Origin of the sequence: Flavobacterium sp. KBS0721, from assembly GCF_002007065.3 — a bacterium.
Classification (GTDB): Bacteria; Bacteroidota; Bacteroidia; order Flavobacteriales; family Flavobacteriaceae; genus Flavobacterium; species Flavobacterium piscis.
In genome coordinates, this window is the sequence record NZ_CP042170.1 from 5458770 (window position 1) to 5475272 (window position 16503).

The window sequence follows — 16503 nt, forward strand, 5'->3', positions numbered from 1 at the left end:
CAGTCCCAGTTATCAGTCATGTTAAACTGAAAACTGAGACTGAAAACTGAGACTGAGTTCACTCTAATTATTTAGATAAATAGATATGATCAATATCGAAAATGTAATTATTTAAAGCTCTTACATCTTCCGGATCAACGCTTCTTAAAACCAAAATATCTTTAATTTTAGTAAGATCTAATGCCGAATTCTGTTTTTTGTATTCTGCAATTGGGATCTTAACCATATTCCAGCTTCCATCTCTTTTTAATCCGTATAAATTGCTTGTGGCATCAAATTCTACATAACCTGTATTCGAGGCATCTTTCATTCTAAATCTGATTTTTCCCGTGCTAGTTGTTCTTACCGCCATATTGATATAAGTGTAAGAAGTGATATCCGTGAAATTTACAAACGACAGAATTGCCATTGCCCATTTGGCTTCAGCTGCAGGCGGTGTGGCCGGAAGAGAAAAATTTCTATAAGCTCCTTCATAACCATCAGTAGCCACTTCTTTAAGTACAAACTGATTGCTTGAAACCCAATTTAAAACAGGTGCTGTTTTGGTAAAATCAGTATTATCAGAGTAAATTTTAAGCGCATCAGCCGGAATAACAATTGGTGGCGTTGCAGGAGCTTCGACTTCTACAGTAAATGTTTTCTTTTGTATCGTATTATCAACAAAAGTGATTTCGAGAGTTGTTGTAAAAGTTCCTCCTTTAGTATATTTTACCTCAACATTTGGTTCGATTGAAGATCCCGGAGCCCCGCCCTGAAAAGTCCATTTTACAGCACGTACTTTTGTTGACGCATCGGTATAAGTAACTGTTTCTCCTGCTTTAACAGCAGTATTGGTTGAAGTTGCTTCTAATTTTCCCTGATTATAAAGATATACTTCACGTATATCATCATCGCAGGAAAGCAAACCTATCGAAAGTACGAGAAACAAGTATTTTAATTTGGCTATATTATTTAGTTTTATGTTCATGATTTCTTTTTTTGATTATTTTTTTTTAACAGAATAGACGAAAGAGTAGACAGAAGAAAGAAGAAAGAAGAAAGAAGAAAGAAGAAAGAATAAAGAATAAAGAATAAAGAACAAAGAATAAAGAACAAAGAACAAAGAGAATAGACCTCTCAGCAAATCTTGATTCTTGTTTTTTTTAAGAGAATAGAATAAAGAATATACAGAAAGTATTCCTCATCTAATCTTGCTTCTTGTCTCTTGCTTCTATTCTATATTCTCTATATTCTATTCTCTATATTCTATATTCTATTCTCTATATTCTATATTCTATTCTCTATATTCTAAAACTCTATTTTAAACCGTCTAAAAATCCCTGATAAGCCTGTTTCTTATTATAATCAGCATCTAAAAGCAACGGATATTCTTTTGGGTGCCAAAAACTTGTCAGCCAGGTATATTTATCGGTTACACCCCAGGTTGAGATCGCAAATTTTTGATTTTGAGGCAGTTCTTCATACATTGTTGTAATGTATTTATAGGTTTCAGATTGTTTTTGCTGTTCGACATCATTAAACACATACGAATCTGATTTTCCTGTATTTACTTTTATATCCAATTCTGAAATATGAATTAGCAATCCTGTTGAAGCCAGATCTGTAAAACCGGTTTTCATGGTTTGTCGGTTGGTATCGGTCGCATAATGAAACTGATCTCCCAGCCCGTCAATTGGCACTCCGTTGGCTTTGAATCTTGTGACCATTTTTTTAATAGCGGCCCTTTTTCCTCCATCAATAACAACGCTGTAATCATTATAAAATAATTTAGCATCCGGATCTGCTGCTTTTGCGTATCTAAAACATCTTCCGTAAAATCCAATTGGGTCTTTAAAAAGCGAATTAATAACCGTTTCGTTTCTTAAAGCTCCTCCATCTGCAAAAACCTCGTTTACAACATCCCAGCTTTTTACTTTTCCTTTATAATGTCCCACAACATCTGTAATATAAATTTTGACTTTGGCTTCGAATGCAATTGAATCGTATTTGGCATTTTTAAACCATTCCGGAAACGAATCGTACCAAACCAATGTATGCCCGTGAACTTCCAGACTATTGTCTTTGGCAAAATTTACCAAATAATCTCCCGCTGTATAATTGTATGCTGTCGAAGAAGTCCAGATACTTGCCATTTTCATTTCGTATTCGGCTGTAATTTGGCTGTAATGTTTTACGACTGCATTTTTAAAATTGGCTTCGTTTTGCAAATCTTTCATTTTTACTGCAGCGCCAATTTTAAACTTTGCTTTTTCTTTTAAAGTCAATGTTGGAGTCGGATTCACCGGAGCTCCATTATCATCAACATTAATGAAAACTGTTTTTTCGTCGTTGCTGCAAGAAGCAAACAACAAAGCGGTTAACAGACCTAAAATATATTGTTTCTTTATCATCGTGTTATTTTTTATTTGATCTGGAAATCAAAACCAAATTCAATTTCCAGCTCGATTGTTACTAACAAAAACTTGATTCCAATTAATTATATCCCACATTAAATCCTGCAGGTTTTCCCATTAAATCGATCTGAGTTTGCGGTATAGGCATATTGACCATTACTGGTGTCATTTTCAAAGGCACTTCTCCGGCACTCGTTCCGGATGGACTTGAACGGAAATATAGATTTTGTCTTTCTACCAAAAGTCCTAATCGTTTTAGCAAGAACCATCTGTTGTTTTCAAAAGCCAATTCTCTGGCTGATTCATCCAAATAATTATTTAATGTCCAGGCTGTCAAATCAAAAGTGGTTACCGTACTTTCCGGATTTCCGGTGTAACCTCTTCTTCTCACTTTATTCAAATAAGCCAGTGCTTTTGTGTCATTACCCAGATTGTGATATGCTTCGGATGCCAATAAATAAGTTTCGGCCAATCTGTAATACATATAATCTTTGTAACTGTTGGATGTCATAGGCAGTTTTTCTGTATCGTGGTATTTTTTCAAACTCCAGTGCCAGGCTCTGTAGTTTCCGTTTGGAGCCGCAATTGCCGGATTGGTAATCGGCTGGCCAAATTTCGGATTTCCCGGAACATTGATTTTATAATCCTGGTAATTATCTGAGTAATAGTAGGTTTTAAACCTCAAATCGTTGGCCTGATCATAAAGTGATTTCAAATAATTGTTGGGATAAAACCATCCTAAAGACTGACCTCCATAAGCCACATCCTGAATCATTTCACTTGCATTTAATTCATAAGGTCTATGTGTAAAAACGCTTCCCAGCCAGAAACCGCCACCGCCTGCTAAATCATCACTAGGACCTAATAGAAAATCTCTTTGATAGGTAAAAAGTGATTCTTTATGATTTGCATTTTGTCCCCAAACCTCAGCCAGTGGCACTAAACCGTGCGTTCCGTCATTGATAATCGCATCAAATTGTGCTGCTGCTTCTGTCCAGTCTTGCTGCCACAAAGCGCTTTTACCGCGTATGTGTCTTGCAACACCTTGTCCGTAACGTCCTGCATCTACCTTAAAAGGAAGATTTGCTATTGCATAATCCAAATCGCCGTCGATTAATTTGTAAACATCGGCATCGCTGGCAACTTTATATTCTGCTACATCATTAATGTTTTCCGGTGTTGTTGGAATGGTATCAATTAAGATTCCGCCGTACATTTGTTTTAAATCCAAGTACAATTCGCCTCTTATAACACGTGCTTGTGCCACAAGTCTTTTCTTCGCATTTTGATCCATATTGATAGATCTTGCCGAAGTTATAATAGCAGAACATCTGTCGATAATTTTATATCCCTGAATCCATTTTGATCCTGTAAAAGATTGTGGATTATGTCCCGTACCATAAGGTGTATTCCAGGTTCTGTGCAATCCCAAATCTGTTGCAACCATAAAGAATACATTGGCCCACAAATCGCTATTATCTTCGGATGGCGAATTATAATACCTCATCTGGTTGTAAAGTGCATTTACTCCAACTTCTAAACCTGCCGGAGAAGTGTAGATATAATCTACAGAAATCTGATCTTTTACGTTTTCTTCCAGAAACTCTTCGCACGAAGTCAGTCCTAAAGAAAGTCCGAATATCAAAACAAATAGAAAATTTATATTTTTCATAATCTTGTTATTTTTATTTTATTGATGTCTTAAATGTGCTGTTAGAAACCTACTTGTAAGCCTATAACACAAGTAACAGGTTCCGGATAGTCGTTGATATCTTTTTCAGGACTGTACGACTGATAATCTGTAATGGTAATTAAATTACTTCCTGTTACATACAATCTCATATTACTCAATCCTAATGATTTAAGTGTGTTTTCAGGAAACTTAAATCCAAGTGATACATTTTGTAAACGCACATATGAAGCATCCTGCAATCCTAAAGTGTTGATATACGGCGGATCATTTCCGTCTCTTGGTCTTGGCCAGTTTCCACCCGGGTTTTCCGGTGTCCAGTAATCTTGTTTAATACCGTTTTTAACTCCTCTTAAAGACCCTCCTTTTACATAATCGTATAAAAATAAATTGTCTCTGGTAACTCCCTGAACGGTATAAATATCTGCCGAGAAATCGAAACGTTTGTATTCTAAACTCACTGAAAAAGTTCCGAACCAATCCGGCAGTTTTGAAGTAATCACTCTATCCTGATCCGGATTTGGATTTGCACCGTTTGACGGATCTGCATCGTATAGTTTTATATCTCCCGGATACAAAGTCGTTCCTGTAACAATGGGGATATTTTCTCCCTGCTGATAAATCCCAACAGCTTTATAGCGGTAATACACATCAATTGGTTTACCAATGAACCACAGGTTTCCAACAGAATCATCTTCTTTTCCGTCTCCGTTGGCATCTTTACCATAAATGCTTACGATGCTGTTTTTATTTTTAGTGAAAGTTGCGCCAACATTCAATCTAAAATCTTGTTTTTTGATCAAATCTCCATTCAAAGTAATCTCTAAACCTTTGTTATTTACTTTACCAAGATTAGACAATTTGGTTGTATATCCTGTATTGGCATTTAGCGTTTCATAGATCAACAAGTCTGATGTATCAGTATTATACACCTCAACAGTTCCTGTTAATCTGTTTTTGAATAAACCAAAATCAGCAGCAAGGTTTAACTGTGTTGACGTTTCCCAGCGCAAATCCGGATTAGACAATTGTGAACCCGGAACATAACCGGATACTTTTATTCCGTTGATGATATAATCTCTCTGATCTGCCACTGCCATACTTTGGTACGGATCTTTGGGCTGATTCCCTACTTTACCATAACTGGCTCTTAATTTTAAATTGCTCAAAACAGGAACGTGCTCTTTCATGAAACTTTCGTTCGAAACATTCCAGGCAGCATTTACAGCCGGAAAAAATCCCCATTTATTATTTTTACCAAATACTGATGATCCATCGGCTCTGCCTGAAACTGTAAAATAATATCTGTTGTCAAAATCATATTCCAGTTTTCCTGCAAATGAAATTAGCGATCTTTCATTTCCGCCAATTTCAGGTGTATTCAAAAAAGCACTTTCTAAACCGTAAATTCCCAAAATATCACTCGGAATCCTGTTTGATGAATTTTTAAATTCATTGTATTCTGATGATGTTATTTCGTAAACTCCCGTTGCGCTAAAATGGTTTTTCTCTGCCAGTTTAAAATTGTAATTCAAAATATTACTAAACTGATATTCTACATTATCCTTAAAAAGAATACTCCCGCTTCCCTGTCCTGAATTTGCGATTCCTGAAAGTGATCTAGAAGAATTAAAATTCATTGCTTTGTAATTCCACGATCTTCGGCTGGCATTCAATTTATAGGTAAAACCTTTTAAAATGTTGATGTCTAAAAACACATTCATGATGTCGTTTCTGTTTAACTCATTTGTATTGGTTTCGTAAATATCAATTAGCGGATTTGGTGTTTCCTGAATTCCGCCCGGAAGATGGCGGAACGAACCATCATCATTGTAAATTTTACCTAGTGGTGATGTATTAATGGCATTATTTAGAATATTACCCACATTTGGACGATTTGACTCTGAAAACTGAAGCGAAAGATTCATTCCCACTTTAAGCCAGTCGCTAATTCTTTGGTCAACATTAATTCTCATGGCTACTTTTTCGAAGTCGGTATTAGGTACAACTCCCGAAGTATTGATGTAGTTTAAACTCGTAAAAATGCTTGTTTTATCTGTTCCTGATGAAACACTCAAACTATGGTTGTTCGTAACGCCGGTTCTTAAAGCATATTTTTCCCAATCGATATATTTTCCTGATTGAACCGATTCTAGCTCAAGCGGAGAAAAAACCTGATTATCTGGTCTGTAAACACCATTATTGCTTGTTCTATAAGCTTCTCTTTTTAACTGCGCAAACTCTTCGCCGCTATAGATATCAAAATTTCGGTTGATTGTCTGCACTCCGGAAAAACCATTATAAGCAATTTTTGCCTTTCCTGTTTTTCCTCTTTTCGTAGTAATCAAAATCACACCATTTGATGCTCTTGCTCCGTAAATAGACTGCGCGGCGGCATCTTTTAAAATTTCTAAAGAAGCAATATCATTAGCATTAATATCATTGATGTTTCCTATTACGATTCCATCAGCAATTACGATAGGTTCGTTACTTCCGTTGATCGATTTTTTTCCTCTAATTTGTATTGTTGAAGAACTTCCCGGTCCGCCATCAGCCAATGATACCTGAACCCCTGCTGCTTTACCTCTTAACATTTCGGCCACATCAGAAGTGGCAACTTTAGTCATGTCACCTGGCTTTACTGATGCTACAGAACTGATTACGTCACTTTTCTTTTTCGTACCATAACCCACTACTATAATTTCGTCCAGCGCCTGAGAGCTTGCTTTCATCACTACTTTTAGATTCTTTTTATTTTCAGTTTCCACCGAAACCTCATCCATCCCAATAAAAGAGAATACCAATATGCTCTTTGCCGGAACATTGATACTGAAGTTACCATCAAAATCGGTCTGAACGCCTTTTGATGTTCCTTTAGAGAGTACATTTACTCCCGGTAAAGGCAGGCCTTGATTATCGACTACTTTTCCTGTGATTGAAGTTTCCTGTGCATTCGTTGTGGTAGCGAGCATACACACAAATAGCAGTAAAATTAGTTTTAGATAATTTCCTTCAAGAAAAAACATCTTTTCATGTTTGTTTTTTTTCATAAGTTATTTTTTGGTTAGTTAGTGTAAAATCAGTCATGATTTCATTGCAAATGTGACCAATAAATGATGGTTTTAGGGGAGGAAGATATTCGTTTTTAGGGGGATTAATGTGTTTGTTTGCGGTTTTAAGCTTTAAAAAAACGGTATTCGTAATAAAAATCTTAAAAAATTGAAGTTCGATTAATTTGACAAAAAAAATTAACCGCAAAGCGCGCAATGAAGTGAAAACGCAAAGTCCGCAAAGCTTAAATTAAACTTTGCGGACTTTGCGTAAATCGTAGCGAACCTTGCGGTTAAACCTTAGCTGTTAATTTTTCGACCCTTTATATTCAGTAGGCGATAAATTATAAAACTTTTTAAACTCTTTGCTAAAATGTTTTCTATCATTAAAACCCACCATATATGTCACTTCAGACACTGAATAACTGGTATTTGTCAACAAACTGGCTGCTTTCTTTAATCGCATATTTTTTATCAAACCAGCAACAGATTGGTTGGTAAGCGTTTGTACTTTTTTATAAAGAACGGTTCTGCTCATTCCTATTTCCTTAACCAAATCATTGACATCAAAATTAGTATTATCGATATTTAATTCAATGATATGCATTAGTCTTTTTACAAATAAACCTTCGGGCGTGTTGACATTTTCCTGTTCAGCATCTGTAATAAATCCTTCCCCGTATTTCTGACGCATTATCTCTTTGGCTGATAATAAATTTGCAATCGTAAGCTTCAATTCCTCAATACTAAAAGGTTTCGAAATATACGCATCTGCTCCTGTCGAAAGTCCTTCGATCCTGTTTAAAATAGACGATTTTGCGGTTAAGAGAATAACGGGAATATGATTGGTATTGAGATTGGTTTTTAAAATTTTACACAATTCAAAACCGTCCATTTCAGGCATCATAACATCACTTACAATAAGATCCGGAATTTCTTTTTCCATGTATTCCAGTGCTTTTATTCCGTCTGTAAATTTGAGGACTTTGTACTCGGGATATAAAATATCATACACAAAGGACAATACTTCTTCGTTGTCTTCTATAACGAGAATTGTTTTTTTCGCACTGTTTTCCGGTTCCTCATGATCTTCTGCTTCATAGGTTTCAATTTCGGTTTTCACATCCGAAATTGGACTTGCGTTCTCTTCTATTTTTATGGCATTTTCAACGATCTGTGATTTTTTAAAATGATCTTTTCCTTTCTTTAAAGTAATGGTAAATATGGTATTAAAGTTGGCATCGGCTTCTGTTTGTACTTTAATTTCTCCGTGATGCAGTTCTACAATACTTTTGCTTAAAGCAAGACCAATTCCGCTTCCCAAATTCGCGCTTCCGCGATCGTCTAATTGAAAAAAGTTTTTAAAAATTTTCTTTTTCCTGTTTTCCGGAATACCAATTCCGTTGTCTTTTACTTTTATTTCTATACAATCTGAATCTTCTTTTTGTTCTACAGCTAATGTGATTCGGCCATTCTTACTGGTAAATTTAAAGGCATTCGAAAGCAGATTATAAATGACTTTCTCCATCTGATTTTTATCAAAATAAATCAAAGCAGTATTGATATTAAGCACAAATTTGTAATCGATTTTTTTCTCGACTGCAAATCCACGAAACGATTCGTAAATATCAAAACAGAAGGAAACGATATCCTGCTGTTCGCAATAAATTTTCATACTGCCTTTTTCTGCTTTCCTGAAATCCATTAATTCATTGACTAATTTTAATAATCGGTCAGAATTATTTTTGATGACTTTGAGTTTGTGTTCGAGATTCGAATTCTTTTCGGCACTATTTAAAAGTTCCTCAACCGGTCCGCTTATCAGTGTTAACGGCGTTCTGATTTCATGCGAAACATTGGTAAAGAAATCCAGTTTCATTTTATACAACTCTTCTTGTCTTTCTTTTTCAACCTGTTCGAGATAAAATGCCTGTTTTAATAATTCCCTATTTCTAAAAAATCGGAATAATAAAACAGAACCGGCAAACAATAATCCGAAATAGAAAATATATGCCCACCAGGTTTTCCACCACGGCGGCAGCATGATAATTTTTAAGGTTTTTACTGCTGGATTCCATTTTCCGCCGCCATCTGAAGTTTTAATTTTTAAAAGGTACGTTCCTGAATTTAGATTGGTTAGATTGATATAATGCTGTGAACCAATAGTATGCCAGTCATCTTTATTAAAAGAACTTTCCAATTTATAGGCATATTCATTTTTCTCTGGCGTTACAAAGTTCATCGCACTAAATTCAAGACCCACATAACCCTGATCATGACTCAAAGTAATTTCCTGAGTTTCACTGATATCTTCTTTTAAATCTACCTCTTTATTTCCGGGCCTGATTTCTTCATTGTTGACAATCAGTTTTGTTAGAACAATCTCGGCATTATCCGGAGTCTTGATTAGTTTGAACGGATTAAAAACGATCAATCCGTTTGAAGATCCGAAGATCAACTCATTATCATTTAATCTCAAACTACTGTTGTTTGAAAACTGTTTTACCTTTAAACCATCTTTTGAGGAATAAGATGTAATTTCAAAATCTGAAATATTGGGAATCGTTTTAAACTTCTTTGTTCTTATTTTATACAATAAATTGTTATCGCTGACCCAGATATTTCCTTCTCCATCTTCTGAAATGCTTTTTATGGTTTCATCTGTAAAACCCATTGCGCGGTTGATTTCGAAAAAATGTCCGGATTTTTCATTCAACAAATTGATACCCCCGCTTTCAGCTCCTACCCAAAATCTTTTCTTGGAATCGGTAAACATTACGGTAAGACTGTTATTGGGCAATCCGCTCGCTTTACCTGATTTATAGATTTTGGTAACTCTTTTCAGTTTTTTGTCGAAAAAATTCAGACCGTATTGTGTGGCGATCCATAAACCATTTTCGCGATTTGCGATATCTGTAATAAAATTATCGCTGAGTGCATTTGAAGTCCCGTCGGCCATGTAACTTTCAATAGTACCGTCCGGAAGTATTTTTTTTAACCCGTTTCCGTTAGTTCCCACCCACAAATCTGCGTTATCAATCAATAATGAAGTTATGGGTCTGCTTCGTTCTTTTGGATTTGGAGAAAGTACTATTTTACTGAATGTTTTGTTCCTTTTATTGAATTTAAAAAGTCCGTTAAAAGTTCCGCAGAATAAATTCTCATTTTGATTTACTAAAGCAGTAATCATGTTTACGCTTTTATCAAAATCATTAGTATCAATTAAATAAGCAGTATTGCTTTTGCTCCTGAAATCCAGAAAGTTCAAACCTCCGCCATTTGTTGCTACCCAGACAGCATTATTATTTTCCTTGGAAACGGCATTTACGAGTGCACTGTTTAATCCGAAATTAGGTTTTATAACCTCTCTTACATTAGCAAAATTGGTATTGGTTTTCTGGAAAAAGTTCACACCTCCGCCATTGGTTCCAATCCAGATATCGTCGTGTCGGTCTTTTAGAAAACATTTTACATCATCATCAGATAAACTGTAACTTGCAAGCGGATTGTGCTGGTATTTTGTGAATTCATTTTTATCCTTTTTAAAAACGCACAAACCGTTTTTTGTGGCAAACCAAATGGTATTGGCATCTACAGCCACAATATCGTTGACCCAATTTGAAGATAAACTTTTCCCGTTACCAGAATTCTGAAGATAGTTTTTTACGGAATTTGCAGCCGCATTATAATGAAAAACTCCGTTTGCTTCTGTCGCAAACCATAAGTCGTTGTTTTTTTCCTTTATTATCTTCCAAATCTTTGATTTTAGTAATGCTTCATTTTCTTTTAAAGCTTTAGGAAGTTCTTTTTTTGATCCATTTTTGGGATCAAAGCATTCCAATCCTTTTGCTGTACCCACTAAAACGCCGTAATTACGATCGTAAAAGAGTGATAAAACCCTGCTTTTTCTAAAAGGAGAATTATGATCGTTGGAGATTTCTTCTAATAAATATTGTTTTTTATTAAGGCGTTTGACACCACCAAAAGTTCCAATCCAGATGCGGTTTTGATCGTCCTGAATGATCGATGAAATGTAGTTTCTCCCGCCTTTTACTTTTTGAACATCGACTCTTAAAAAATCACGTTCTTTTTTATTAAAAAGGTTTAAGCCGTTATTGGTCCCTATCCAGAGTTGTCTTTCGTTATCTTCTAAAACAACATTGATGTGATTGTTACTTATGGTATTTAAAATGTCTTTATTGTAGGCGTATCGTAAAAAACTGTAACCGTCGTAGCTAATTAATCCGTTTGCAGTTCCTATCCAGATAAACCCTTTTTTGGTTTGATGAATGCTTGAGATCATGCTCTGCGAAAAACTCACATCATAATCGATATGATCAAAATACAAATCTGAACTCTGGGCAAGAGAACTCAACGAAATCGAGTACAATAAAATACAACTTAAAAGATACTTCTTAATGCTTTTCATATATAGAATAAAATAAGAGCTCAACAATAAATTTTGAATGGATTTGATACAAAAGAGGTGTCAAACGTCCTGCAAGGTAAATCTAATACAAAAATCAGCAGTCTCTATATTTTCTTTTTAAGGGGTGTATTTGTACTTATTGTCAAAAACAGCAAACACGCATTAAAACTAAAAAAACCTATAAATCAACAATTTAAAGGTTTTTAGTTTTTATAATTCCAAAATAGCAGAAGCTTTACATCATGGTATTAATACGGATACTTGCTTTTATTAATGCCAATGCAGAAATTTTTGAAATATGAATATCTTTTGGCTGATGATGTGAATTTTGGCTGACTAATTTAACAAAGTCAGATCCTTGGTCTGATTTCTGAACATACTTTACGGTAATATATTCTTCCCAGTCATTTAACTTCACACTTAAAAGATACATCTCACCAAAAAAGATATTTTCAAATTCGGTTTCTTTATATAGAACAATATCTCCTGATTTTAAAAGTGGATACATACTGTCTCCAGTTACAGAAATAGCTCCGTCACATTTAGGCAGATTAGGAATTTTTATAGTATCCAGAACTCTTTGAGGTTTTCCGCTGTTAAATAATTCTCGTAAACCTGCCACAGCTTCTAAGTCATATAAAGGTATTTCCTGACTCACCTGCAGTGAATCTATTGTTTTTCGATCATTATTCATAATTATAATATTAGCATTATCCTCTTTTACCATGGGTCCGTTTCCGGTTAAAAGCCACTCGGAATTAATTTCCGGATAGTGATGTAAAATTTTACACGCTTTATCTGTTCCCATGTTACTGCTGTTATCTAAAAACTTATTAGAAAAGCCTAAATCATTACAGAACTTATATTTAGTAATCCCTTTATAATCAAGGTATTCTCTCATTCTTTCCGTTGACCCCATAAAAAGATGTATTTTTTTTACGTTAAAAATTTGTTTTGATGTATTATTTTACATTATATTTGCAAAGTAAAGAAAAATAAATATTAAAAACAAGATAATCACATACAAATTTATGCAACACCGGAATTTCAAACATAACAAAACAATCAGTTAAACAATTGAATATAAAATATTTGAAATAAATTTAAGATATTAAAAAACAAAAAAAACAGCACTACGCCAAATAAGAATAAAACTACGAATAAGCAGTAATATTAATCACTAACTATAAAAAATTTATTCATTATTAATTAAAATATAAAAAATGGAAACACATCAAATCAAGGAAAAAATTCAGGAACTGGAAAATTGGCTGATTGAAAATCCAAACAGTCCTGAGAGAAATTTAATCGAATCTGATATCAATCAATTAAGAACCTTAATCACTAAAAATCATGAATAGAAATCAAATTGAAGAACGTATTGCTTTATTATATCTGGCATTACAATATTGCTCAGAAAGAACAAAAACTTTCACAGCCGGAGAAAGAATCTGCATTAATCAGGAACGTTTTCAATGGATGCATATCCTGAATGATGAAACGGCCTCATCGCGACCAGTTTCTCCGCAAATTGAAGATAAAATAAAAGAGGTTTTGAAACTTGCTCACTTCTATAATTTCAAACCTTATTATGGTGATCCTTTTAAAGAAGAAATTTTATTACATAACTAAATGCCAATATATTATGAATACTCCCTTAACAAACACAATCAACCCAAATATGGATTTATCTCAGTTTTCTGCACAACAATTAAAAGAGGCTCTAAATCGAATTGAAAATAAAAAAAATGAAGAAAGAGATGCTTATAAAAAACTGGTAGCCGAAACGATTCCCAAAGCACTTTCGAGACTGCATGAAACGTCAGAAATGATGCGAAACGCTAAAACAGAAACTTTTAGATTATTTGAAACTATTCTGGATTTAAAAAATCAGGTTTATGGTTTTAAAGAAAAACAAATGTCGCATACTTTCTCTAATGATAAAGAAGAAATTACGATTGGATACCGCATTAATGAAGGTTGGGACGATACTGTAACCATTGGAATTGAAAAAGTACAAAACTATATTTCGTCTCTTTCTACAAGTAAAGAAACTGCATCGCTGGTAAAAATTGTTTTCAATTTACTAAAGAAAGATGCTAAAGGTAATTTAAAAGGTTCACGAGTTCTTGAACTTCAAAAACTAACGAAAGAATTTAATAATGAAGAATTTACAGATGGAGTTGAAATTATTGCTTCGTCATTTAAACCTATTCGCTCAAGCTGGTTTATCGAGGCCAACAGAATTGATGAAAATGGCGTGAAAATCAATATTCCGCTGTCTATGTCGTCTGTAGATTTTTTACAGGGTTATGCTTTTAATTTTTTTAATCAGCAAAACGAGCAAAGTCATGCAGCCTAATAATGATCTTTATGCCTCTGCTCTCTTAGCGTTACTGCTTATTGCAACCAACTTAAAACCAATACTTTTATTTCGTGAATGGTTTTATTTCAGAATCAAAATAATTTTTAAACAATACTTGAATGAGCGTAAAAATAAAACCAATTACAGACCACGAAATTTACAAGGTTAACGAACATACAATTTTTAAAGACGGACTTGGAAACTGGAACTGCAAAAATGATCTTTCGAATAAAGAACGCCAGGCTTTTAACCAATATGAAAGCGTCGTAATCAAAAATCCAAGATTCAAAAAACATACAACAGCCACTTATAAAGGCTGAAAAAATCCCTCACTATCTGCATAAAAAAAAATTAGCAGACATAAAAAATGGTTCCTGTTTATCACTTTTTTTGAAGGAAAACAGGAACCGAAGATGGGCTCTTTTTACCCAAAAAAGCAGCCAAAAACCATTCTTTCTTTAGAGTTCCCAGTCTTAAGAGCTGCGGAACGAGATCATAATAGGAAGAGTACTGACCTCAATTGTTAAAAAAATCTTTAACAAATATTACCTCAGAACGAGGTTCTAAACAAAATGGCATTTGAAGGAGAAAACCATTACTTAAAAAATTAAATGATTTGGCTGCTGTATATCTTATGTCATCACTTTATTATTCAAATAATTTTTAATCATGATTAAATCTTCATTCTAATACTTCTTTCTCTTTTCAAAATCTTTCTTCATTTTCTCTCACTCCATAAATATTATTATCATGCCTATATCCTCCAACAGAAGCCTCGGAATTCAAAAAAATAAATTACTGCGTTACAAACTAGTTAAAGAGTTGTATCAAAAACATAAAACAGAAGATATTCCTACTACCGTAGTATGGCGAAAATATGTGTATCCTGTTTATCCTATTTCAAGAACTACTTTGTATGAAATTCTTTGTACACCTATTACTTCAGAATTGAAAAAAATAGAAGAACTTATGATTACTCAGAAAAAATCTTCTTAATTATTATAAAAGAAAATCAAATCTTTTAATTGTAAAAAAAACTTGTTTTTACAATGCAAAGATGACTCATTTACCTCTGTAAAAATGAGTTCTGTCCGCTTCCTTTACAACTATGTAAAGCCCTAGAATACAAATGTTCGCAGACCTTGCATTCGTTTTTTTTAGGGCTTTTTTTACCCAATCTTTGCAATCTCAAAAGGAAAGAACCCAACACAATCTCACTGTAATTTACAAGATTGTAAATCCCAAAAAAACAACATCCTACTGTTGTTTCTCAAAAAACATATTTAACCTAACATTCAACATTAACATTCGATGGAGCAATTTCTATACCCCTCACTAACCGCATTTTTTGCCGCCTTTATTACTTGGTTTTTTTCAATGCGAAAATCATTGGCTCAGGACAGAGCCGCAGAACTTGACAATGCCGTAAGTGCCGTAAAATATTACCGTGATCTTTTGGATGACCTTACTGCACGACTTACGGCAGCTACCGATACCATAAAAAAAATGGAAATACAACACAAAGAACTCATGCTTATCAACCAGCAATTGGTTGATGAATTACAAAAATTCAAACAACTAAACGGAAAAAATTCATGACACTAATTCAAAAAACCTTAGAAATCGCTACGGCACAAATTGGTGTCGAAGAAATTCCCAGAAACAGCAACTCCGGTCCTGAAGTCGAGATTTATTTAAGAAGTGTAGGACTTTCAAAAGGATATTCCTGGTGCATGGCTTTTGTATACTGGTGCACCCAAAATGCGGCATTGCAGATTAACGCAAAAAATCCTTTAAAGAAAACGGCAGGAGTTCTGGATCAATACAACTCAAGACCACTTTTGGTAAAAAAAATTCCGCAGGCGGGAGATGTTTTTATTCTGGATTTAAAAAATGGTTTAGGCCATACCGGATTTGTAGAAAAAGTAGCCGGAACCATGATTTACACCATCGAAGGAAATACAAATGATACAGGCGGCCGTGAAGGTTATAAAGTAGCCCGAAGAAAACGAGATATAAAAAGTATAAAGGGCTTTTTGCGCCTGCAAAATTAAATTAAAACCAACTATAATGACGACTAAAAAACTAAAATGCTTTGTTCTCTCCTTATTTATTATCCTGATTGTGGTTTCATGCCGGAGTCCTAAACCGTTGCAAAACGAAAACAAAGTTCAAACCATCACTATTACAGAAACTTTGCATGATACTGTTTTTAAAATTGCTAAAGACAGTAGTTCCTATAACGCTTTACTGGAATGTATTAACGGAAAAGTAGTTCTTAAAAATGTTATTCAGGCCGAACCAGGGCGTACATTAAAAAGCCCAAGGGTTCGACTTGATAACAATAAACTCAGCGTAGACTGCGACCTGAAAGAACAAGAACTCTACGCTTTCTGGAAATCGAAACAAGTAAAGGATGTTCAGGAAAAAACAATCACGATTACCAAGTTTGTCAATCATTTAACTTTTTGGCAAAAGGTGCAAATCTGGATGGGAAGACTGCTTCTGCTTGTACTGCTCTTTCTAATTGGGAGATTCGCGTACAAATCCTATAAGCCTTTATGGTTTAAATAAAT

14 protein-coding genes are annotated in these 16503 nt (G+C 34.3%); 8 read left to right on the top strand and 6 right to left on the bottom strand.

Annotated features, from left to right (window positions below; all coding sequences use genetic code 11):
• Positions 1–67 precede the first annotated feature (67 nt).
• From B0M43_RS22765 to B0M43_RS22790, 6 genes are all read right to left on the bottom strand, one after another.
• The gene (locus B0M43_RS22765) at positions 68–967 is read right to left on the bottom strand and encodes a hypothetical protein (RefSeq protein WP_078005517.1); all 900 of its coding nucleotides are present in this window, start codon (positions 965–967) and stop codon (positions 68–70) included.
• A gap of 328 nt (positions 968–1295) precedes the next feature.
• The gene (locus B0M43_RS22770; protein ID WP_078005518.1) at positions 1296–2390 is read right to left on the bottom strand and encodes an endo-1,4-beta-xylanase; all 1095 of its coding nucleotides are present in this window, start codon (positions 2388–2390) and stop codon (positions 1296–1298) included.
• A gap of 82 nt (positions 2391–2472) precedes the next feature.
• Positions 2473–4065, bottom strand: a complete 1593-nt coding sequence (locus tag B0M43_RS22775; RefSeq protein WP_078005519.1) for a RagB/SusD family nutrient uptake outer membrane protein — start codon at positions 4063–4065, stop codon at positions 2473–2475.
• Positions 4066–4106: 41 nt separating this feature from the next.
• Entirely contained in the window at positions 4107–7133 is a 3027-nt protein-coding gene (locus tag B0M43_RS22780; protein ID WP_078005520.1) for a TonB-dependent receptor, read from the bottom strand.
• 307 nt (positions 7134–7440) lie between these two features.
• A complete protein-coding gene (locus B0M43_RS22785) occupies positions 7441–11562 on the bottom strand; it encodes a two-component regulator propeller domain-containing protein (protein ID WP_078005522.1) in 4122 nt (1373 codons plus the stop codon).
• Between the two features lie 235 nt (positions 11563–11797).
• Entirely contained in the window at positions 11798–12481 is a 684-nt protein-coding gene (locus tag B0M43_RS22790; RefSeq protein WP_246860166.1) for a S24 family peptidase, read from the bottom strand.
• Positions 12482–12785: 304 nt separating this feature from the next.
• Here B0M43_RS22790 and B0M43_RS24550 point away from each other — a divergent pair, with 304 nt between their 5' ends.
• The 8 genes from B0M43_RS24550 to B0M43_RS22825 all read left to right on the top strand — a co-directional run bounded on the left by B0M43_RS24550 (position 12786) and on the right by B0M43_RS22825 (position 16501).
• Positions 12786–12923 carry a hypothetical protein gene (locus B0M43_RS24550; protein WP_168199980.1) on the top strand — a complete coding sequence of 46 codons (138 nt, stop codon included), beginning with the start codon at positions 12786–12788 and terminating at the stop codon, positions 12921–12923.
• Positions 12916–13194 (top strand): hypothetical protein, encoded by a 279-nt coding sequence (locus tag B0M43_RS22795; protein WP_078005523.1) that lies wholly within the window; start codon positions 12916–12918, stop codon positions 13192–13194. Before B0M43_RS24550 ends, B0M43_RS22795 begins: the two co-directional genes overlap by 8 nt.
• Before the next feature lie 13 nt (positions 13195–13207).
• Positions 13208–13924: a DUF3164 family protein gene (locus B0M43_RS22800; RefSeq protein ID WP_168199981.1), complete on the top strand. Its 717-nt coding sequence runs from the start codon at positions 13208–13210 to the stop codon at positions 13922–13924.
• A 122-nt stretch (positions 13925–14046) separates the two neighbouring features.
• Complete coding sequence (locus B0M43_RS22805) at positions 14047–14247, top strand: hypothetical protein (RefSeq protein WP_078005525.1); 201 nt, start codon at positions 14047–14049, stop codon at positions 14245–14247.
• A 430-nt stretch (positions 14248–14677) separates the two neighbouring features.
• Positions 14678–14923 carry a hypothetical protein gene (locus B0M43_RS22810; protein WP_078005526.1) on the top strand — a complete coding sequence of 82 codons (246 nt, stop codon included), beginning with the start codon at positions 14678–14680 and terminating at the stop codon, positions 14921–14923.
• Between the two features lie 315 nt (positions 14924–15238).
• Positions 15239–15526, top strand: coding sequence for a methyl-accepting chemotaxis protein (locus B0M43_RS22815; protein ID WP_078005527.1), 288 nt, complete (start codon positions 15239–15241; stop codon positions 15524–15526).
• Positions 15523–15981 (top strand): CHAP domain-containing protein, encoded by a 459-nt coding sequence (locus B0M43_RS22820; RefSeq protein ID WP_078005528.1) that lies wholly within the window; start codon positions 15523–15525, stop codon positions 15979–15981. Before B0M43_RS22815 ends, B0M43_RS22820 begins: the two co-directional genes overlap by 4 nt.
• Positions 15982–15997: 16 nt before the next feature.
• Positions 15998–16501 carry a hypothetical protein gene (locus B0M43_RS22825; RefSeq protein WP_078005529.1) on the top strand — a complete coding sequence of 168 codons (504 nt, stop codon included), beginning with the start codon at positions 15998–16000 and terminating at the stop codon, positions 16499–16501.
• The last annotated feature ends 2 nt before the right edge of the window (positions 16502–16503 follow it).